Origin of the sequence: Oceanospirillum beijerinckii DSM 7166 (assembly GCF_000422425.1) — a bacterium.
In the GTDB taxonomy this organism is placed as follows: domain Bacteria; phylum Pseudomonadota; class Gammaproteobacteria; order Pseudomonadales; family Halomonadaceae; genus Oceanospirillum; species Oceanospirillum beijerinckii.
Genome location: NZ_AULT01000008.1, coordinates 1 through 20,100, shown reverse-complemented (window position 1 = coordinate 20,100; position 20,100 = coordinate 1). Strand labels below are relative to the sequence as shown.

At 48.7% G+C, this 20,100-nt stretch carries 19 protein-coding genes; 11 read left to right on the top strand and 8 right to left on the bottom strand.

Annotation, left to right across the window (positions count from 1 at the left end; genetic code table 11):
* The first annotated feature begins 48 nt into the window (after positions 1-48).
* Both H579_RS0102585 and H579_RS0102580 read left to right on the top strand, forming a co-directional pair.
* Entirely contained in the window at positions 49-2,034 is a 1,986-nt protein-coding gene (locus H579_RS0102585) for a methyl-accepting chemotaxis protein (protein WP_028299372.1), read from the top strand.
* A 5-nt stretch (positions 2,035-2,039) separates the two neighbouring features.
* Positions 2,040-3,221, top strand: a complete 1,182-nt coding sequence (locus H579_RS0102580) for an MFS transporter (protein WP_028299371.1) — start codon at positions 2,040-2,042, stop codon at positions 3,219-3,221.
* 117 nt (positions 3,222-3,338) lie between these two features.
* Here the strand turns inward: H579_RS0102580 and H579_RS0102575 are convergent, their stop codons facing one another.
* Positions 3,339-4,976, bottom strand: a complete 1,638-nt coding sequence (locus tag H579_RS0102575; RefSeq protein WP_028299370.1) for a methyl-accepting chemotaxis protein — start codon at positions 4,974-4,976, stop codon at positions 3,339-3,341.
* A gap of 466 nt (positions 4,977-5,442) precedes the next feature.
* Between H579_RS0102575 and H579_RS0102570 the strand changes: the two genes are divergently transcribed.
* Genes H579_RS0102570 through ybaK form a run of 4 tightly spaced genes read left to right on the top strand, consistent with a single transcriptional unit; the run spans position 5,443 to position 8,261 of the window.
* A complete protein-coding gene (locus H579_RS0102570; RefSeq protein WP_028299369.1) occupies positions 5,443-6,429 on the top strand; it encodes a zinc-dependent alcohol dehydrogenase family protein in 987 nt (328 codons plus the stop codon).
* Between the two features lie 44 nt (positions 6,430-6,473).
* Positions 6,474-7,310 (top strand): hypothetical protein, encoded by an 837-nt coding sequence (locus H579_RS0102565; protein ID WP_245583197.1) that lies wholly within the window; start codon positions 6,474-6,476, stop codon positions 7,308-7,310.
* A gap of 16 nt (positions 7,311-7,326) precedes the next feature.
* Complete coding sequence (locus H579_RS0102560) at positions 7,327-7,728, top strand: acyl-CoA thioesterase (RefSeq protein WP_028299367.1); 402 nt, start codon at positions 7,327-7,329, stop codon at positions 7,726-7,728.
* Positions 7,729-7,787: 59 nt separating this feature from the next.
* The gene (gene ybaK, locus H579_RS0102555) at positions 7,788-8,261 is read left to right on the top strand and encodes a Cys-tRNA(Pro) deacylase (RefSeq protein ID WP_028299366.1); all 474 of its coding nucleotides are present in this window, start codon (positions 7,788-7,790) and stop codon (positions 8,259-8,261) included.
* A gap of 100 nt (positions 8,262-8,361) precedes the next feature.
* On the opposite strand, the gene H579_RS0102550 is transcribed toward ybaK, so the two are convergent.
* Entirely contained in the window at positions 8,362-8,832 is a 471-nt protein-coding gene (locus H579_RS0102550; protein WP_028299365.1) for a hypothetical protein, read from the bottom strand.
* Positions 8,833-8,927: 95 nt separating this feature from the next.
* Between H579_RS0102550 and H579_RS0102545 the strand changes: the two genes are divergently transcribed.
* Positions 8,928-9,449, top strand: coding sequence for a DUF501 domain-containing protein (locus tag H579_RS0102545; protein WP_028299364.1), 522 nt, complete (start codon positions 8,928-8,930; stop codon positions 9,447-9,449).
* 82 nt (positions 9,450-9,531) lie between these two features.
* On the opposite strand, the gene H579_RS0102540 is transcribed toward H579_RS0102545, so the two are convergent.
* The 3 genes from H579_RS0102540 to H579_RS0102525 form a co-directional block, all read right to left on the bottom strand.
* Entirely contained in the window at positions 9,532-9,882 is a 351-nt protein-coding gene (locus H579_RS0102540; RefSeq protein ID WP_028299363.1) for a hypothetical protein, read from the bottom strand.
* 605 nt (positions 9,883-10,487) lie between these two features.
* Positions 10,488-10,967, bottom strand: coding sequence for a 3'-5' exonuclease (locus H579_RS0102530; RefSeq protein ID WP_036565160.1), 480 nt, complete (start codon positions 10,965-10,967; stop codon positions 10,488-10,490).
* Between the two features lie 132 nt (positions 10,968-11,099).
* Complete coding sequence (locus tag H579_RS0102525; protein ID WP_157834538.1) at positions 11,100-11,498, bottom strand: tetratricopeptide repeat protein; 399 nt, start codon at positions 11,496-11,498, stop codon at positions 11,100-11,102.
* Positions 11,499-11,960: 462 nt separating this feature from the next.
* Here H579_RS0102525 and H579_RS0102520 point away from each other — a divergent pair, with 462 nt between their 5' ends.
* Both H579_RS0102520 and H579_RS0102515 read left to right on the top strand, forming a co-directional pair.
* Positions 11,961-12,998, top strand: a complete 1,038-nt coding sequence (locus H579_RS0102520; RefSeq protein WP_028299360.1) for an NADP(H)-dependent aldo-keto reductase — start codon at positions 11,961-11,963, stop codon at positions 12,996-12,998.
* Positions 12,999-13,089: 91 nt separating this feature from the next.
* Complete coding sequence (locus H579_RS0102515; RefSeq protein WP_028299359.1) at positions 13,090-13,533, top strand: DMT family transporter; 444 nt, start codon at positions 13,090-13,092, stop codon at positions 13,531-13,533.
* A gap of 158 nt (positions 13,534-13,691) precedes the next feature.
* Here H579_RS0102515 and H579_RS0102510 read toward each other — a convergent pair whose 3' ends face one another.
* Together H579_RS0102510 and amt are read right to left on the bottom strand one after the other, a co-directional pair.
* Positions 13,692-14,594 (bottom strand): DMT family transporter, encoded by a 903-nt coding sequence (locus tag H579_RS0102510; RefSeq protein WP_028299358.1) that lies wholly within the window; start codon positions 14,592-14,594, stop codon positions 13,692-13,694.
* A 156-nt stretch (positions 14,595-14,750) separates the two neighbouring features.
* The gene (gene amt, locus H579_RS23960; protein WP_051227244.1) at positions 14,751-16,955 is read right to left on the bottom strand and encodes an ammonium transporter; all 2,205 of its coding nucleotides are present in this window, start codon (positions 16,953-16,955) and stop codon (positions 14,751-14,753) included.
* 281 nt (positions 16,956-17,236) lie between these two features.
* Between amt and yaaA the strand changes: the two genes are divergently transcribed.
* Positions 17,237-18,025 carry a peroxide stress protein YaaA gene (yaaA, locus tag H579_RS0102500; RefSeq protein WP_028299357.1) on the top strand — a complete coding sequence of 263 codons (789 nt, stop codon included), beginning with the start codon at positions 17,237-17,239 and terminating at the stop codon, positions 18,023-18,025.
* 118 nt (positions 18,026-18,143) lie between these two features.
* Here the strand turns inward: yaaA and H579_RS0102495 are convergent, their stop codons facing one another.
* A complete protein-coding gene (locus H579_RS0102495) occupies positions 18,144-18,998 on the bottom strand; it encodes a Tim44 domain-containing protein (protein WP_028299356.1) in 855 nt (284 codons plus the stop codon).
* A gap of 96 nt (positions 18,999-19,094) precedes the next feature.
* Between H579_RS0102495 and H579_RS0102490 the strand changes: the two genes are divergently transcribed.
* A complete protein-coding gene (locus H579_RS0102490; RefSeq protein ID WP_028299355.1) occupies positions 19,095-19,646 on the top strand; it encodes an isochorismatase family protein in 552 nt (183 codons plus the stop codon).
* The last annotated feature ends 454 nt before the right edge of the window (positions 19,647-20,100 follow it).

The window sequence follows — 20,100 nt, the reverse complement described above, 5'->3', positions numbered from 1 at the left end:
TCTCTTTCTCTACGACTTTAGTCAAACCTTAAACTTGACGAGAGTCCTATGACAATCCCAAGCCTGAACCCGCTGTCGATTACCAGCCGGGTTCTGATTTCTCCAATCAGTATTTTACTGTTATTGGTATTGGTCAGTGTGATCGCCCTGTTTTCGCTGCAGCGCATTAATAATGATGTCAGCCAGGTGACGACCCGAATCGCACCGGTAACAGCACAAGCCCAGGCTGTCAGCCAGTATCTGGCCGGTCAACGCATTCTGGTACTGAACTACCAACAGAATCCGCAGCCACTGTTACTGCAGCAGTTTGCTGATCGTGAAAAAGCCTTTGAGAATAATCTGGCTCAACTAAAACCTGATCTGTCGAACGATCAGCAACAAGCGGTTTTAGCACAGATTCGCCAACTCAATCTAAGCTACTCCACCCTGTTCAGTGATCGCTTAGTGGATTTGATGAACCATCAGCAGAACCTGCGTGAAAATCTTGAATCGGCTTCCCGAGGTACGGATCGCGCCCTGAAAAAACTGGTAGACCGAGCCGTATCCGTCGATCAGGCAAGCTTACTTATTCCGGCTAACCAGCTACAAGCCGCATTCCAGCAGGCCCGTATCTATCTGCACCACTATCTCAGTAATCGCCACAACGATCAGCTGGCCGAAGCCGAGTTTTATCAGGGCGAAACTCAGCATTATCTGTCACAGCTGAGATCCGCCGCACAGGAAACCGGATCGACACCAGACAACAAACTGGCTCGACGCATCGAACAACTGCAAGCGTCACTACACAGCCTGGAACAGATCACCCATGAAGCGATCACCCTGACAGAACGGCGCAATCAAGCACAGCAGCAACTGGACCAGACCAGCGAGGAGATCGCTCAGGCTGCACTGCAGCTCAATCAAGGGATTGTGCAGCTGCTGGACGACACAACCCATACGGTACAGACGTTAACTCAGCAAACCCGGATGGGACTGATGGGCACCAGCGCAATCGCCGGTGTACTGGGTCTGCTGCTGGCCTTTTTTATCAGCCACAATATCCGCAAAGTGCTACTGCAGTTACATCAGCGTTTAACGGATATCGCTTCCGGTGATGGTGATCTCACTGCGCGCCTGCCGGAACAGGGCGGAAGGGAGCTGAGTCAGATTGCACAGGCTTTTAATGCCTTTATTGCTCAGTTACAGCAGATGATGCGCCGCCTGACCGGTGTTACCGATCATTTGGCCAGCGCCAGCAATCAGTTGGCCAGCCATAGCGAACAGAGTGTTGCGAATGCTAGGCTGCAGCAGCAAAGCGTCCACACCATCGATCAGGCGATTCACCAACTGGTGGAACAGATTGACCAAATCGAACACAATGCCCGTCAGGCCAATCACGCCAGCGTAGAAGCCGAACAGGATGCCATATCAGGGCAGGCTCAGATTGAGCAGACTAATCAATCCCTGCAACATCTGTCTGACCAACTGGAGCAGTGTTCAGAACAGGTAGACAGTCTGAATCGGCAAACGGCAAGGATCAGTGATATCACTGACGATATTCAGGGTATCGCCGATCAAACCAGTCTGCTGGCACTGAATGCTGCCATTGAAGCGGCGCGGGCCGGAGAGCATGGTCGTGGTTTTGCGGTTGTGGCTGATGAGGTGCGTCATCTTTCAGGCCGTACACACCAGATGACAGAACAGATTGTCAGCATTATAGGACAGGTCAGTCAACAGATGCAGCACACCTGCCAGCAGATGACCCGCTTACAGCAGCATTCGGGCCAAACCCAGCAACAGGCGGAAGCAACCCGTCAGGTTTTACAACAAATTCTGGCCAGCGCACAGCAAACCCGGCAGCAGATTCAGGCCATTGCGGAACAGTCCGCCAATCAACAACAGGAAGTGACCGCGTTGCAGCAACAAAGCCGCGCATTACAACAGACACTGAACGAGGGGGCTCAGGCCACAGGCGAAAGTGCCCAAGCCTGCCTGATGCTTAACCAGCTCAGCCAGGAACTGCAACAGATGGCCCGTCAATTCCGTACCGAGTAAATCTCATGTCCAATCAGAGTCATATTCAAAGAGACAGTCGAGTTTTCTGGCGCGCCAGTCTGGCGCTGACCGCCGGGGCCTTTGTCACCTTCGCCAATCTGTACAGCACTCAGGGGTTGCTGCCCCTGTTTGCCGAGCAGTTTCAACTGTCTCCGGCGGTCGCCAGTTTAAGCTTATCGGTCTCAACAGCAGCACTGGCCTTAGGCCTGCTGTTCACCCCGGCGCTATCGGATCGACTGGGGCGTAAGTCCATTATGCTGACTTCACTGGCGCTGACCACGCTCTTGGGCTTTGCTGTAAGTTTTAGCCAACACTTTATCCTGCTACTGCTGTTACGGGGTTTACAGGGTTTAACCCTGGCAGGACTGGCCTCTATCGCAATGACCTATGTTAATGAGGAGTTCGACAGCCGCTGCCGGGGGTTGGCAATGGGGCTTTATGTCAGCGGCACCGCCATTGGCGGTATGATGGGCCGGATTATCAGTGGCTATCTGACAGAGCACTATGACTGGCCCACTGCCCTGCAGACTCTGTCAGGCATCAGCCTGTTATGCGCCCTGTTTTTTGCCTGGTCGCTACCTGTTTCCCAACATTTTTCACCCCGCCACTTTTCCCGCCGGGAGATGATTCAGGGTTTCACTTACCACCTGAAACAGCCGCCTCAACTGGGCCGTTTTATGCACGGTTTCTTACTGATGGGCGGGCTGGTCACCCTGTATAACCATATCGGTTTTCGCCTGCAGCAAGCGCCCTATCAGTTAAGTGAAAGTCACCTGGGCATGTTGTTCAGTTTGTATCTGTTGGGGATTTTCAGCTCAACCTGGTTGGGAGCCAAAGCGGATCGTTATGGGACTCGACCGGTACTGTTACTGGCGATCACACTGATGCTATGCGGCAGTGTACTCAGTCTATTTGAGCACCCGATCACCATTATCATGGCATTGGGGCTATATACCTTTGGTTTTTTTGCCGCACATTCCATCGTCAGTAGTGCCTGTGGGCAAAATGCAGAGCACTACAAAGCCCAAGCCTCAGCATTATACCTACTGTTCTATTATGTCGGCTCCAGTGTATTAGGTGCCGTAGGCGGTTATTTCTGGGATCACGCTCAGTGGCCGGGGGTGGCGGGTATGGTAACAACGCTGGTATTGATCAGTGGCGTGATCGCCCTGCGTAATAAGGACTAAGGCCGGAAGTTAGATTCAGCGTGAGGCTTGCGTCGATAACCGACACAAGCCTCACTGCGCAGAACGCTCTTCAATAATGGCTTTTCTCAGATTAAAGAGACCGCTCTAAAGAAGCACTTAAATCTTAAACTGACGTACCAAGTTATGTAGACCGTCCGCCTGGCTGGCGACCTCATCACTGGCCAGATTCACCTGCTGGATGGACTCCGCAGACACCTGAGACTGATCGACGATATTGACGATATTGCGATTGATCTCTTCAGCGACTAAAGACTGCTCCTCTGCCGCGCTGGCGATCATATCGTTCATATCCCGAATGGACTCCACCGCTTGCAGGATGCTATCCAGTGATCCACCGGCTTCCGTGGCTGTGACTACGGTTTTCTCAGTGGATTGCAAACTCAGATCCATGGCACTCACTGCTTTTTGAGCTGCACTTTGTAACTGCTCGATCATCGCCTGGATCTCATCGGTACTTTCCTGAGTCCGTTGCGCCAGAGTTCGTACTTCATCCGCTACGACCGCAAAACCACGGCCCTGCTCACCGGCGCGAGCGGCTTCAATCGCTGCATTCAATGCCAGCAGATTGGTTTGCTCGGCCACACCACGAATCACATCTAATACCGTGCCGATATTTTCGCTGTCATCACGCAGGGATTTAATTACCTGAGCAGAATTCTGCACCTGATCAGCCAGAGTATTAATCGCTTCAATGGCATTACTCACCTGCACCTTACCCTGCTTGGCTTCTGTATCAGCCTTTGAAGCCCCGGAAGCCGCCTCACCAGCATTCTGTGCCACCTCATGGACCGTCGCAGACATCTCGTTAATGGCTGTCGCAACCTGATCGGTTTCTTTCGTTTGCTGAGCAATGCTGCGACTGCCTTCATCCGTAATCCGTGACAGCTCTTCAGCGGATGCCGAGAGTGTTGCTGAAGCCGTGTTCACCTGACTGACTACATCATGTACTTTTTCCGCAAATGCGTTGAAGTAACGGGTTAGACCTGTGATCTCATCATTACCACGCACACGCAGACGTACTGTCAAATCTCCTTCACCTTCACTGATATCTTTCAGGGTGTTTACCGTTGTAACCAACGGACGGGTAATACTCCTCGCCAACAGATAACCAATAGTAAATAGAATCCCCATCAGTACACTGGCCGAAATCAGGACAGAAATGGCCTGCTTCCAGAACAGGTTTTCAATATCGTCGATATAAACGCCCGTACCGACCGCCCAACCCCAGGGCTGAAACGCTTTTAGATAAGACAACTTGGGTACAGGCTTTTCACTACCCGGACGACTCCAGTAGTAACGTTCGCTGCCTTCTCCTTTATCCCGCACCTGACGAGTCATACTGGCAAAAAACAGCTTATCCTTTACATCCTTAATTCCGGTCATATCTTTGCCTTCCAGCGAAGCCTTGATCGGGTGCATCAACATTTGGCCTTTGAAGTCCTGAATCCAGTAATAGTCAGTACCATTAAAACGCATCGCACGTACCAGCTCTTTGGCCTGGGATTGCGCCTGTACCAACGTCAGTGCACCGGCATCTACCTGTTTCTGCATGGATTCCAGCTGGCTGATAACGGACTCGGTCAAATGTTGCAGCTCTGTTTTCTTAAGCTCGGTAAAACTGGCACGCTCTTGCTTGAGCACGATAAATAACATCAAGGCCATACCCAGCAAAGCTAAAAGCTGGATAAACCATATTCGATGCTGAATAGGGAAACGGCGGAATAACATCTCCATTGGACACCTCGGGGTTAAATCTCTCGCAATGAATAGATCACCGCTGACTATAGTTTTTCTTTAGCGGCTCTTTGTAATGTCATCCTGACATGTCGGATTAATATCCGGCCTTCTAGTGGGGGGATTAGAGGCGTATTAAATAGCGCCTACTAAAGTAGTTCAATATGGTTTGTCGACAATTACGTTGTAAAAATGTAACAAAAATAGCGCTTATAAAACCTCCTGCGACTCATGCTGTCTTTTAGACTAAGAGGTGCAATGTGTAAAAACAAGCGAGCCAGATCATAAAAAGTCATTAATAACAGGCTCAAAAGACACCAAAAGCTCTGACCGATATCTCATCTAAAACCAAATACAGGCACTGCATTGAAAGCTCGGACTTAACGGGTAACAATGCCTCAGTTCTGGTATCTTTTCACCATTCCCCTTTATCATCCCGGGATTTTATCACTCTGAGGACAACACTATGAAAGCCATGGTTATCCAAGAATACGGCCCTGCTGAACAGTTTGTGGAACAAGAGCTACCCGCCCCTGAGATCCGGCCCGGCCATGTCATCATCAAAGTGGCTGCTACCAGCGTAAACCCTCTGGACACTAAGATCCGAGCGGGCCTGGTTCAAGCCAATCCACCGTTTCCGGCCATTCTGCATGGTGATGTGTCCGGTATTGTTACCGAGGTAGGTGAAGGTGTTGAAAGCCTGTCCGTGGGTGATGAAGTGTTTGGTTTTGCCGGTGGTTTAAAGAACTATCAGGGTGCATTAGCTGACTATATGCTGGCTGATGCTCGCTTGTTGACAAAAAAGCCGGATAATCTGGCCTTTGGTGAAGCGGCCGCCCTACCTGTGGTGTTTATTACCGCCTGGCGTGCGTTGATTGATCGCGCTCAGATTCAGCCAAAAGATAAAGTACTGATCCATGCGGGTACCGGTGGTGTCGGTCATATTGCGATACAGATTGCCAAATGGGCAGGAGCCAAGGTGTACACTACCGTTTCCAGTGAGGAAAAGGCAGAGATTGCCCGCCAACTGGGAGCCGATGAAACCATCAACTACAAGCAAGAAAGTGTTGAAAAGTACGTTCAGCGTTGCACCGATGGCCAAGGCTTTGATGTGGTCTTTGATACGGTCGGTACCGACAATATGGACCTGTCATTTCAGGCAGCCCGGGTCAGTGGTACGGTCGTGACAATTGCAGCACGTTCCACCCATGATCTATCACCACTGCACGGTAAAAATCTCACTCTGCATGTCGTCTTTATCGCTACACCACTGCTCTATGGACAGGACTTTGACACCCATGGCGAAGCTCTGGAAGCGATGACCAGCCTGACCTCCGATGGTTATGTGCGCCCGCTGCTGGACGAAACCCTGTACTCCTTCCAAGAAGTAGCACAGGCTCACAGCAAAGTAGAATCCGGGCAGGCTCTGGGTAAAGTGGTACTGCTGCGCTAATGATTACTCTGATCCTAATAAAGGTACTAGTCTCGGTAGCTACCGTGATCGCACTATCTTTAATCGCTGAACAGGTCAGCCCGCGCATTGCGGGCTTACTGTCTGGTTACCCTCTCGGTACAGCTATTGCACTGTTTTTTATCGGCTATGAGATCAGCCCTGAATTTGCAGCCGAAGGCGCGGTGTATACTCTGGCGGGTTTTGCCAGTACATTGATGTTAACTACGGGTTATCTGTTCGGTAGCCGTGAGCTAGCCCGACATAGTGCGGTTCAGCATAAACCCAATTCAGATATGGGCAAAGATAGCGCTCAGGAAAGCCAAGCGGGTTGGCGCGCAGTGATTAAGGCCAGCCTGGCGGGAATCGGCTTGTTTTTACTCTCCGGCTTGGTGATCCAGCAGTTTAGTCTGACTCTGATTACCGCGGCCTGTTTGCCTGCACTGGCGATTCTGGCTTGTATCTGGGGTTATCGCCACATCCCGGAAACTCAGGTTGGGCAACGAGTGAAGATGTCATTCTCTGTCTTGATGTTTCGGGCCCTGGTCGCCGCAGGCATAGTGTTAGTGATTACAGGGGCAGCCCATGTGGTGCCCGCGGCCACAGCGGGAGTATTGGCCGCTTTTCCAATCTCCATGTTTCCCTTTCTGGTACTGATGCATCGCAGTTATGGTGCAGCAAAAGCCCATACTATTATCAAACACTACCCCACAGGCTTAGGCTCGTTAATGGTTTACGCCACCAGCGTAGCTTGCTTTTATGTTTCATTGGGCCTGTTATGGGGCACGCTGTTAGCCTTTGCGCTGGCAACAGTCTACCTGCTGATTGCACCACCTTATGTGGATAAACTGCGTCATTGGCTGATTGCCCGCTCACCGGCTTAAAAAGGAATAATGCGGTATGTATAAACACACGATTAGCCCAGGCTTTAGTGATACCGATGCGCTGGGCCATATCAACAACACCAAGCTGCCGATCTGGTTTCTGGAAGCCCGTAACGAGCTGTTCAAAATCTTCACCCCGGATCTGGACCCAAAGAAGTGGCGCCTGATTCTGGCGAAGATCGAAGTGGAATATGTCGGAGAACTGTTTTATGGCCATGACGTTACCATCCACACCTATGTCAGTCGTATCGGCAGTGCCTCTTTTACTGTCTATCAGGAAGCCTGGCAGCAGGATAAGCTTGCCGCCAAAGGACAAGCCGTGATGGTGCATTTTAACTTTGCAGAAAAACAGTCGGAGCCGCTGCCAGATGCCATTCGTATGCAATTGGCCCAGCATGCGCCAGAAAGCTCACCCTAAACCACATTCTGAAAGCACGATTAGAACAAGTATCCGCAAGCGAAGCATAAGGAATAATCATGACACCCGGTATTCGTCAGGCTAAAAAAGCCGGTATCTTCTTTGAAATAAAGGAGTATCAACACGATCCTAATAGTGCCTCTTACGGTGAAGAAGCGGCTAATGCTCTGGGCGTACCTCAAACGGAAGTCTTTAAAACCCTACTGGCACAAAGTAATGATGGTAAGTTAGTCGTCGCAGTCGTGCCGGTTGCCGGTACACTGGATCTGAAAGCCCTGGCTAAAGCCAGCGGTTGTAAAAAAATGGAGATGGCGGATCCGCTCAAAGCAGAAAAAACCACCGGTTACGTCGTGGGGGGCATTAGCCCTCTAGGCCAGAAAAAGCGCTTACCCACCTTTATCGATAGCAGTGCTCAAAACCTGGAAAACATGCATGTCAGCGCAGGGAAACGGGGTTTAGAAATAAGCCTTAAGCCTGAAGATCTGTTAAAGCTGACACAGGGTAAATGGGCGCCGATTGGTCGTGTAGATTAGAATTTATTTCCCCCTCTCTGCCAGTAAAAATACAAAAACCTGCACCAAGGCAGGTTTTTGTGGTGTTCAAATACCAGCAACTCACTGGATGCAATATTCTTTAGAAGGTATACATCAGCTGCAGACGAGGCGTAAACCAAGGCGCATCACTGTCGCGCACAGGATGGCTTGGACCGTAAGTCATCTGAACGGCACCGGATAACACCCAATCCTGAAACGGCGAGTATTCATAGCCGATAGCCCCCTCAAGACCAAACTTGCTATCACCGCCGTTTTCAATCATTACCAGCAACCCCATTTGCATAAAGGTACCGTAGTAATAACGCTGGTTATAAACCTTATAATCCATACCGATCAGATAGCGGTCATCCTTCATGGCAAAGTCCATATAAAAGGCATCTTCACGGCCCATCGCTTTCTGAAAAGAGATATTAGCCATGCCGTTTTCCTGGGTTGGATCAACCCAGCGAATCAGATCAGTTCCGATGGCATAGTCCGTTGCAGCAGCAGAAGCAGTGCCAGAAGTGATACATGCGGCCGCCAGGGCACAAACACGCAACAATGTCTTCATTATTCGCTTTCCTATTCTATCTGGGTCAAAATTGTCAGCTATTATACTGGAAAGCTGTCTTTAAACGCAGCAGAGACTGAGCGGATAAATTATCGATGTACCAAAAAACCGATCTTCCCCTGACGCCGGAACTGATTGCACGTATTGAAGCCCAGATAGGCCGGGCTCCAAAAGCGATGCAGGCGGTATCAGCGACTGATAGTCAGGGCATACCTCTGGTCGTACGCATGTACTCCATTGTGGATAAAAAGCCTTTCCCTACCCTGTACTGGATGACCTCTGAGCTATTAAAAAAAGAGATTAGCCATATCGAAGCTTCAGGTGTGATTAAACAGCTAGAGGAGCGTCTGAAGGAAGATAAAGAGTTTCTGAAAGCCTATCACGCCAGTCACCAGGATTATGTCGACCAGCGTTTGCACTATCTGAGCGATGAGGAAAGAATCTTTGCCGAGCAAGCCGGTTTTATAGAGATTCTGAAACAAAAGGGCATCGGTGGTATTGCCAACTGGGATACAGTGCGCTGTCTGCACACTCAATATGCTCACCACCTAGCGGGCTTTAATGTGGTAGGTCAATGGATGGATGAAGAGTTTGGTATTGCCGACCTGATTCCCTAGGTAAACCTCAACCCTACACTGATTATGCAAGCCCAAACAGGCAGTTTATCACTGCCTGTTTATCTCTAAAGATAGAGATAAATCAATGATTTATCGCCATCTTTTCACGGGCACTTATATAGTTATCAATAAATAGCTGGTGCTCAGCTGAGATCCGGTCAATATAGATATTCAGGCCATAAGAACTTCCTGATGATAGCAGGATGGAACTGGTAACCTTACCCAACACCACAAGAACTTTCTTTTCACCATTAAACAGAGCAGAAATCTCTACTTTAACTTTCTCTTCAGCCTTAAGATTGAACTCACTTTCCAGATGCAGCTGTTTATGGGAAATACTTAAGGTTCTGGCAATATAAGGTTTATGATGCGCCCGGGTAATACGCACTTTCCAGTGAACACTCACCGGCTTTTTTGGCTGTTTTTTCTGCATGTTACAGTCTCTTAACCATTCTATCCGCAGCGACAAATAATATAACAGGGCTATTATGCGCAAGTGTTGGCAAAAGACAAAATAGAAATTCCGTTTTCCCCTTATGCCAAAACGATCTAAATTTAACTCCTTGGTAGGGATGCTTTCTGTCGCCAAAAGCTTTAAATTTCCCAACCGATTAAAATTCTTGATGAGGTTTTCAAGCTTATGTACGTTGATGCTGCTGTAGTTGCTGGTCTGGCCGTGGTTGTAGGTTGTATTGCTATCTGTGCTTTCGGTATTCGTTTCATCCGCGAAAACATCATGAAAGATGGTCAGTAATCTATAAGATCTACTGCCCGGGCCTGTATCTACAGGCCTTTTTTATGCCTGAGTTTTACTTTTGGCCTACTCCAGCTTTCTTCTCATCTGCTTTAAAAACCGCTTTCTCCGCAGACAGACAACGACCAATATAGTCGCATCATATCCAGTTGAGTGGGAAAAGAGCTCAATGGCCACAAACCTCATCACTTAGACCCTTTGTGAGTTAACCACGACTTTTTACAGCAACAAAAAAACGGGCCTAAGCCCGTTTCTAATTCAGCAGATAAAATGTCTGACCAAACTTACGCAGAGGCTGTCAGTTCAAATGTGCGCTGCAGCATCCTGGCGTCAGGCCCCGCTCTATGGCGGTCAATATTCAAGTCCAGTGTGACCTGCTGTTTAACTTTCGCCCAGATAGCGATTTGTTTTTCAGAAAGTAACTTACTCAGTGTTTCCAACCGAAACAATTGCCGCAGCCCAGCATGGTAAAACAGTAACGATAGCCAAGTGCTATCAAAGCCCCAGCTATCGGTATACACCACCTTACCTTCCAATTCTTCGTTCAACATCTGCGCTACTTCACGCACAGTACAACCCTGCTCGAACAGCGTTTTTCTGGGAATGCCATGCACTTCTTCGGCACTATCGTCCCAGTGCTCCCAATCAGGCTCAGGCTTGATCAGGCAAGAGTGTACGCTACCATCGGGGCGAGCAAACCCCACCTCAATAGGGTAGCTACCACGGCCAAACCCAGAGGCTTCAACATCTATAATAAATGGCATTTCAATCTGCTTATTTTTTGTTGTCAAAATTATTTCGTCCCGGATTGCGGTGCCAAAACCACATGGACAACCGCTCTACGTCCGATGTGCAACGTGTTTAAGTATAATGAAAAGCAATTTATATGCCGGGAATCAGGTCACAGATTGAGTAAGATTGATTCCAGATGCTTCTTTTAAAGTGCGATGAATTTTCTGCTGCCAATATTGTACCTGCTCAGGGTTTTTCGCTAAACCCAGATCACCATTTTCACAAGCAGTAATCATCTTACGACAGGCCAGAGGATGCCCTTGTTCCGCCGCCCGTACAAACCAGCGTACTGCATTCTCAAAGTTTTTCTGCAGATGACCATAGCCTTGCTCATAGATACATCCAATCTGATACTGAGCCTTGGCATCCCCCTGCTTAGCCGCATCCAGCAAGTAGTTTGCTCCCTGCCCCTTATCTACCGGTGATGCACCACGAAAGTAGAGCAGATGACCGTAAATGGACAGGGCTTTCAGATGACCTTCATTGGCAGCCTGCTTAAACATAGACATCACCCACTGATGTCGCAGCTTAGAACCTTTTAGCACGGAGGAGTGAAACAGTTTCTCAGCTAGATAAAACTTAAACCGAGTCACAAGTCGGGGCTGTTCAGACATCATGAAAAACCATTAGTCATAGGATTATTTAAAATGTAAGGCGACGCCTTGTTTCGAGCCGGGCATTCTATCACCCTACTAATGACTGACAAGACTCAATAAATGGATTCTTGCTACAAATCGAAAGATAACCCCTACATATGGCAATAATGTGTTACACCTTATATCAGTCGGCACTCAAATATGTGACATCTTCGATAGGTAAATAAACAGTAAGTTCCAATAGACTTTGTTGATGGCTGTCAGGCCAAAAGAACGGCAACAACTTTTTTAGCTGCCCCCTTGGCTTTGACTGAAGATGTCAGTCTTATGGCTCATCGACTTTACTAACTGAATCAAATGAGGGCGATTATGCGCTATCAAACACTGGCCAATACCGATCTCAATATCAGCAAGCTGTGCCTGGGAACCATGACCTGGGGCGAACAAAATACAGAACAGCAAGCGCACCAGCAGCTGGACTATGCACTGGATCAGGGCATCAACTTTATTGATACTGCTGAAATGTACCCTGTGCCACCACAGGGTGATACCCAGGGCACAACAGAGTGTCATATCGGTAGCTGGTTTAAGAGTCGTAACAACCGGGATAAGGTGATTCTGGCGACAAAGGTCGCAGGTCCCGGTGATTGGCTGGGTTATCTGCGTGGCGGCCCACGCTTAAACCGTGAGCATATACAGCAAGCCGTCGATGCCAGCCTTAAGCGGCTGCAAACTGACTATATCGACCTGTATCAGCTACACTGGCCGGATCGTCACACCAACTACTTCGGCCAACTCAGCTATAGTCATAATAAAGAGGAAGTGGCCACGCCGCTGCTGGAAACCCTGGAAGCACTGAATGAGCAGGTGAAAGCAGGGAAGATCCGTCATGTGGGCGTATCCAATGAAACCCCTTGGGGCGTGATGAAATACCTACAGTTGGCCGAAGCTCACAATCTGCCACGTATGGTGAGTATTCAAAATCCTTACAGCCTGCTAAACCGTACCTTTGAGATCGGTTTGGCTGAGATCGCTCACCGAGAGAACATTCCTCTATTGGCTTATTCCCCCCTGGGTTTTGGTGTCTTAAGCGGTAAATATCTGGGCGGTGCCTGGCCTGAGCATGCCCGCCTGACACTGTATAAGCGCTTCCAGCGTTACACCAGTGAAAAGGCAGATATCGCGACTCAAGCTTATGTGGACCTGGCCAGAGAACATCAGCTGGACCCGGCACAGATGGCACTGGCTTTTGTTAACGAACGCAGCTTTATGGCCAGTAATATTATTGGTGCTACAACAATGGAGCAGTTAGCCAGCAATATTGCCAGTATCGAGCTGACGCTATCTGATGAGGTCATAGCCGGTATTGAAGCCATCCATCAACAGATGCCTAATCCGTGCCCTTAGATCAGTGCAAAAAGCTCTGTATATGGTGAAACGCAATCGTATCGAAGCCTAAAGACTTAAACTCATACAATCAATAGGATGATATTAATCGGTGTTAACCCTTTGGATTTTAATAGCCCTTCTGGCCGGCGCCCTGATGCCAATGCAATCAGGCGTAAACAGTACGCTGGCCCAAAGCAGTGAGGGGACCATTTGGGCCTCCTTTATCTCCTTTGTGGTCGGGACAATCTCTCTCTTTGTTGTGGCATTATTGACCCGTCAGGAGTGGCCGGTAATGGCAGGCCTGAAGCAGGCCCCGTGGTGGGCCTGGGCCGGTGGTATAATGGGTGCTATTTTTGTGGCAACATCCGCTTTCTTAGCACCTCGTTTGGGTGCCGCAACTATGATGGCCCTTTTTGTTGCAGGCCAGCTGACCATGTCAGTGATTTTGGATCACTTTGGCTGGGCAACGTTTCCACAACACAGCATTAATCTTTGGCGGGTATTGGGCATCGTTATGCTATTTGCCGGAGTCCTGTTAATTCGCTTTAACTAAATGCGTTTTATCAAGACGATTCGGTTTATCCAAAACCTCTTAATCTCAGTGGAAAACCAACAAAAAAAGCGAACACCAGATCAACTGGCGTTCGCTTTTTTATTTTAGACTCTATGGTAGCTCAGCCAACCTCTGCTCTCACTATGTTTAGTATCGCCCTAACGTCGACCCAGAACAGTCGCCAACCAGATGCCCCCCAGGATCATGACAAAACCCGCCAGATGGAACAGCTTTAATGTCTCCCCCAGAAAGACCACCGCCAATGTAATACCAAACACTGGTATCAGATGAATGAACTGACCACTGCGGTTCGCACCCAGCTCAGCGACCGCTTTATTCCAAAATAGATAAGCGAGAATAGAAGCAAAAATACTAACATAAAGCACGCTCATCACTGAGGTGGTGGTAATCGGCATAGGTCGTCCACTCAGTGTCTCATTAATATAAAACGGCAGCAGCACAATAACGCCCACCAGCACCGTTAATGAGAAGAACGCGAACCCTCCCAGCTCTTTCGGTTTTAATCTCAGCAAGGCGGAATAGATCGCCCAACACAGTACCGCTAACAAGATCCAGGCGGTACCTTCATTAAGAAAATCCAGTCCCAGTACATTAGCAGGCTGGCCTTCTGTCACAACCACCACCACACCACTCAGGGAAATCAGCATGCCCAGGGCCTGAACCAATGAGACTTTTTCCCGGAAGAAAAGCCAGGACAAAAAGAGAATAATCACCGGACAGGCAGACTGTAGCAAAATACTGCTACTGGCAGGCGCACTTTGCAGCCCCAGATAAACCATGGTGTTAAAACAAGCCACACTGAATACAGAGAGTACCAGCAGAATAAACCAGTGTTGGCGTATCACAGGCCAACTCTGCTTAAGCTGAGGAAGCGCAAACGGAGAAATAAATAGCAGAGCGGTCATCCAGCGCCAAAAACTAAGCCCGATCGGCGGAACATCCAGATGCACTGCCCGTCCCATAACAAAATTACCAGCCCAAAACAAGGTGGTAAACACCAATAAAGCATAGGGTGAGATATTGAGTACCCGTTGCAACATAACTATCCCTCGAAAAAATCATCGAGGGATAGTAACGCATTTCAACACTGTCACTCACGTAACAAAATTAATAACACATAACGTTTCACCTTCAGTAAGAGCCCATTACGGGCAATGCCAAAGCCCCCACGTATATTTTGCTGCCTTAGATTCGCGTTAATGCGTTAGTCCTGAGGCACCTACGGAGTAACCCGATACCGACGCATTGAGTTCGTTGGCCAAAGATTCGATACTCTGGCCCAAACCATTCAGTGCATGGACCTCATCAGCGGTTTGCTGTACGACCTGATCGATCTGACGAATATTCTGGTCCACCTCATTAGCGATCTGTGACTGCTGTTCCGCTACGGTCGCAATCTCTACACTACTATGATTGATGGCATGCACCATGGTATTAATCGCAGCAAAGGCATCACCTGAGCTACTCACCGTCGTGACACTACTATCGGCTAACTGATGACCACTGCGTACCAAGGTCACGGCATCTTGCACTCTATTCTGCAATTGGGTGATGGTTTCCTGAATAGTTCGGGTATAGCCTTGCGTCTGTTGCGATAACGCACGCACTTCATCAGCAACCACTGCAAACCCCCGACCAGCTTCACCGGCACGAGCGGCTTCAATCGCCGCATTCAACGCTAATAGATTGGTCTGCTCGGAAACCCCTTCGATAGTTTCCAGAATACCGGTAATCGCTGCAGTTTCGCTTTCCACCTGTTCTGTCACGTCATAGACCGCAGAGATACGCTCTGCCAGAGCATGAATATCACGTATACTGTTTTTCACCAGCTCATGGCCATTGGATGATTGCAGTGTGGCTTCCTGAGTTTGCTCCGAGGTTTCCCGTACACTGGCGGCCAGTTGTTTAACTGCCGCAGATAACTGAGTAATTGCTGCCGTAATTTGTAAGCTTTGGGCCTTCTGATTGATGACACCACTTTCCAGCTCATGGCTGGCCACGGACATCGCCTGGGCATAACGGCTCAGCTCACCGGATGCTAACTTAATATCACCGATGGCTTTTTCATAGCTGCTGAGAAAGAGATTAAAGATAGCAGCGATACGCTCATATTCACTGCCGCGCTCCACTTTTACCCGGCGGGTCAGGTCTCCATCTTCCATAATCATCTGCATCGCTTCCTGCATATCCAGCAGAGAGGAGCTGGCACCGTGTTCACTCACATTAAGCCCACGCTCCTCATCCTCAGGCGGTACACGCAGCGCGCCAAAGGCTTTCATCAGAGAGAAGGCCAGATAACCCAGACCAAAGCCCCAGACAAAGACCGCAGCCACACCTGTCAGCTGAACCAACAACTGATCCATCACACTACCGTTTACCAGTGCTGATTCCGAAGCAAAGAACACCAATAAAATGGTACCCAGCGCACCGCAAATACCATGGGCCGCGACCACATTCACTGGATCATCAACACGCAGGACATTCAGAATAATCCACTCCGCAGCGTAGAGCACTGTACCTGCAATCAAGCCAATCACCACCGCGCCTACGGGTTCAACAACAGCACACCCTGCCGTGATTGCGACCAAACCACCGACAACACCATTAAGCAGTTTCTCAACATTAACTTCACGACGCTCGTGCAACGCCATAGAGATGAAGAAACAACTTAAGCCACTGGCACCGGCAGCTAGCATGGTATTGGCAATAATCTTGGCGATACTGGCATCACCGCTCAGAGTACTTCCACCATTAAAACCAAACCAGCCAAACCATAGGATCAGCACACCAACCACGGCCAGAACCAGACTGTGACCCTGAATTTTATTGACCTTGCCTTCTTTGCCAAAAACCCCCAGACGAGGACCGACTACAATCGCACCGGCCAAGCCAACCCAGGCGCCTAAGGAGTGCACCACGGTAGAACCTGCAAAGTCGATCATACCTTTCTGGGCCAGCCGGCCGTCACTGTTCCAGATCCAGTGACCAGATACTGGGTAGATCACACAGATGGTAAAAACGGCGATCACCACATAAGCGAGAAACTTGGTTCGCTCCGCCACGGCCCCGGAAACAATCGTCGCAGCTGTACCGGCGAAGGTTGCCTGAAAGGCAAAGGAGGCAAAATCACTGGCTTCAGTCATACCCGACAGGCCAAAGCCACTGGTACCAAAGAAACCGCCTGAACTCTCGCCAAACATCAGCGCGTAACCCACCGCCCAGAAGATCAATACCGAGATTATAAAGTCGGTAATATTTTTAATCGCCACATTGATGCTGTTTTTGGCTTGTGTCAGTCCTGACTCCAATGCAGTAAATCCAGCCTGCATAAACATCACCAATGCGGCACAGACCATAATCCAGACCAGGTCCAGATTACTCTGTACGTTTGCCGCATCCATAGAACACACCCCATTGCTTTTATTAATAATCGTTATACTCTTCTTAGAGCAAGAGCTGTGCCTACTAAAAACAGGCATTTCCTCTGTACATTGAGTCATTTAAGGATAGAAAAACTAAACTATTGCTGAAAACACAGAGATAAAATCAAAAGCCACGCACCAAAATAGGGCTCGCACTATTTTGAGGCACTATTATGATGCAGCGCAAAACCTACCATTTTAATCAGTTATAAGATGCTGTTATGATTAGTTTTTAAGCCATTTTCCGTCTGGAAGCCGCCATGAAAATCGTTATATCACCTGCAAAAACACTGGACTTTGAAACCCCGGCCAAAACAGAGGTTTTCAGTCAGCCGGACTATCTGGATCACAGCCAGCAACTGATCAATGAACTTAAAGAACTCTCTCAGGCTGAGGTCGCAACCTTGATGAAGTTGAGTGATAAACTGGCTGCGTTAAATGTTGCTCGTTTTGGTTCCTGGTCACTGCCTTTCCAACCGGATAATGCCAAGCAGGCACTATTGGCGTTTAAAGGTGATGTTTATACCGGTCTGGATGCTGAAAGCTTCTCAGAGCAGGACTTTGACTTTGCCCAGGACCACCTAAGAATCCTGTCAGGTTTGTATGGTCTGCTGCGCCCGCTGGATCTAATCCAGCCGTACCGCCTGGAGATGGGTACCAAGTTTGCCAATAGCAAAGGTAAAGATCTTTATCAGTTCTGGGGCAACCAGCTAACTGAAGCACTAAATCAAGAGTTTGCCCAGGAAGAGAAAGAGCATGGAGAAGCCGTTCTAGTAAATCTGGCCTCCAATGAATACTTTAAAGCAGTTAAGGCTAAAGAGCTGAATGCCCGTATCATCACACCAGTCTTTAAAGACTGGAAAAATGGCCAATACAAGATGATCAGCTTCTACGCCAAGAAGGCCCGCGGTTTGATGACTGCTTATATTATCCAGCATCAGCTGACTGATCCGGAACAGCTCAAAGGTTTTGATCTGGAGGGCCATTACTTCAGTGAAGAACAAAGTAAAGGGGATCAGTGGTGTTTCCTACGAGATCACGATGAGTAAGATTCTAACTTCTCAGAAGTAACAAGAGATAAACAGCAAAGGGCCATCAAAATGATGGCCCTTTGCCTAGTACTACTTAGCAGTATTCATTCAGCTATAGAACAAACGTTCCAAACGATCAGTTCTGCTGAATACCCTGCAGGTACCAGTTTGCGTTCTGCTCACGCATATCACGTACCATGTGCCAGGTTTCGCTGAATTCCGTTGGCAGAGAGCTATTCTCTTTGGTCTGGCCAGAGAAAACTATGCTCGCTTCCACCAGAGAGCCCTGCTGACTGATACCACCCAGACGTGCATCCAGTTTAACCACTTCAGTGTTTGGCTCTTCATCCAGAGCACGGCGCTCTTCAGATAGAATGTTGTACATCTCTGGCGTAACAAATTCCTGGAGTTCTTCAAGATCGTTGTTATCCCAACATTTTTGCAGATGAACAAAGTGACCTTTACCCCGCTCTACAAAGCTATCCGCATCAAACCAATCAGGTGCTTGTGCTGCCGGAGTACCACCGCCCAGACTACCGCCCATCAAGTTAGTATCAAAACCACCTTGCTGCTCCTGACCATGAGCCTGCTTCTGATAACCACCCGGTGCAGCTGCAGGCATCGCCTGCTGTTTCTTACGGGCAATCAGCTTAAAGATAATAAATACCACCAAGGCAATCAGTAAGAAGTCCATAATCTGGAAACCTTCAAACCCTTCACCAAACAGCATTGCAGCCAACAGACCACCTGCAGCCAGACCTGCCAGTGGACCTAACAGGCCTTTCATTTTACTGCCGGTACTGGCAGTGCCAGCCGCTTGAGTTTTCCCCGGTTGGCTCAGTGTCGATGTATTAGTGGCAGTGGGACTGGTTGCACTTCTGGAGAAAGTCCCAGAAGACTTACCACTACCTAAACGTTTTGCTTCGGCTTGCTCAATTCCAGTACCGACTACCAGAAAGAAAGCAAAAAACCAGACAAAGACTCGCTGCATAAAGTTACCTGTACGTTTCGTTGTTTTGTTATGCTCAGAATTATGGGGGCGTAGTAAACGCTTTCAACTGATATATCAAAAACAAAAGGAGTTTTTATGCTGATCAGTCCCGACAACTCTGCTTTATTAGTCATCGATATCCAGGAAAAGTTGCTCCCGGCCCTTCATGATGCTGAAACAATGGTTGCTAATAGCCAATGGCTGATCGAAATTGCCAATCAACTCGAAGTCCCAATTTTTGTCACAGAACAATACCCTAAGGGGCTCGGCCACACCTCTGAGCAACTTTTGCCCCTCTTAGATAAGGCTACAGTATTGCATAAAGAGCACTTCTCCACAGCCGAAGAGCCTCACTGTTTAATGGAAATTAATAAAGCGGATCAGGAGCAGCTCATTCTGGTGGGAGCAGAAAGCCATATCTGCTTACTACAGTCTGCTATAGGTCTGGCAGAGCAAGGTTTTGATGTCTTTGTGGTCACCGATGCCATCCGCTCCCGTAAGCAATCCGATTACGAAACTGCACTGGTGCGCCTACAGCAGAATGGTATTCAATTAGTTAGTAAGGAGATGGTTGCGTACGAGTGGCTTAAGAAAGCCAATACGGACCAGTTCCGCCATATCAGCAAAAACTATCTAAGAGACAATTAATTATCACTGGCTGAATAATTCTCCATAACGCCCTCTAATAGAATCGATTCAGCCATTTCTGCTTTCCTATCCTCTTCCACCACTTTTCTTTCGCTCACACGAAAAAACCCCGATCATTGCTGATCAGGGTTTGCTGTCTTTTCTAAAAAGACTAAACAAGCGCTTGACGATGCCCTACTCTCACATGGGAAGACCCCACACTACCATCGGCGCTGAGCCGTTTCACTTCTGTGCGCTGCGGCGATAGATGGCAGATGGAATCAGGGGGGTTCTGCAAGCTACGTTGTTGTTTTGCTTTTCTTACAGACTTTTCTTTCGCCCACACGAAAAAACCCCGATCATTGCTGATCGGGGTTTGCTGTCTTTTCTAAAAAGACTAAATAGGCGCTTGACGATGTCCTACTCTCACATGGGGAGACCCCACACTACCATCGGCGCTGAGCAGTTTCACTTC

Coding starts and splice junctions, on each gene's coding strand:
- H579_RS0102585 (WP_028299372.1), top strand. CDS start 49: ATGACAATCCCAAGCCTGAACCCGCTGTCGATTACCAGCCGGGTTCTG.
- H579_RS0102580 (WP_028299371.1), top strand. CDS start 2,040: ATGTCCAATCAGAGTCATATTCAAAGAGACAGTCGAGTTTTCTGGCGC.
- H579_RS0102575 (WP_028299370.1), bottom strand. CDS start 4,976: ATGGAGATGTTATTCCGCCGTTTCCCTATTCAGCATCGAATATGGTTT.
- H579_RS0102570 (WP_028299369.1), top strand. CDS start 5,443: ATGAAAGCCATGGTTATCCAAGAATACGGCCCTGCTGAACAGTTTGTG.
- H579_RS0102560 (WP_028299367.1), top strand. CDS start 7,327: ATGTATAAACACACGATTAGCCCAGGCTTTAGTGATACCGATGCGCTG.
- ybaK (WP_028299366.1), top strand. CDS start 7,788: ATGACACCCGGTATTCGTCAGGCTAAAAAAGCCGGTATCTTCTTTGAA.
- H579_RS0102550 (WP_028299365.1), bottom strand. CDS start 8,832: ATGAAGACATTGTTGCGTGTTTGTGCCCTGGCGGCCGCATGTATCACT.
- H579_RS0102545 (WP_028299364.1), top strand. CDS start 8,928: ATGTACCAAAAAACCGATCTTCCCCTGACGCCGGAACTGATTGCACGT.
- H579_RS0102540 (WP_028299363.1), bottom strand. CDS start 9,882: ATGCAGAAAAAACAGCCAAAAAAGCCGGTGAGTGTTCACTGGAAAGTG.
- H579_RS0102530 (WP_036565160.1), bottom strand. CDS start 10,967: ATGCCATTTATTATAGATGTTGAAGCCTCTGGGTTTGGCCGTGGTAGC.
- H579_RS0102525 (WP_157834538.1), bottom strand. CDS start 11,498: ATGTTTAAGCAGGCTGCCAATGAAGGTCATCTGAAAGCCCTGTCCATT.
- H579_RS0102520 (WP_028299360.1), top strand. CDS start 11,961: ATGCGCTATCAAACACTGGCCAATACCGATCTCAATATCAGCAAGCTG.
- H579_RS0102510 (WP_028299358.1), bottom strand. CDS start 14,594: ATGTTGCAACGGGTACTCAATATCTCACCCTATGCTTTATTGGTGTTT.
- amt (WP_051227244.1), bottom strand. CDS start 16,955: ATGGATGCGGCAAACGTACAGAGTAATCTGGACCTGGTCTGGATTATG.
- yaaA (WP_028299357.1), top strand. CDS start 17,237: ATGAAAATCGTTATATCACCTGCAAAAACACTGGACTTTGAAACCCCG.
- H579_RS0102495 (WP_028299356.1), bottom strand. CDS start 18,998: ATGCAGCGAGTCTTTGTCTGGTTTTTTGCTTTCTTTCTGGTAGTCGGT.
- H579_RS0102490 (WP_028299355.1), top strand. CDS start 19,095: ATGCTGATCAGTCCCGACAACTCTGCTTTATTAGTCATCGATATCCAG.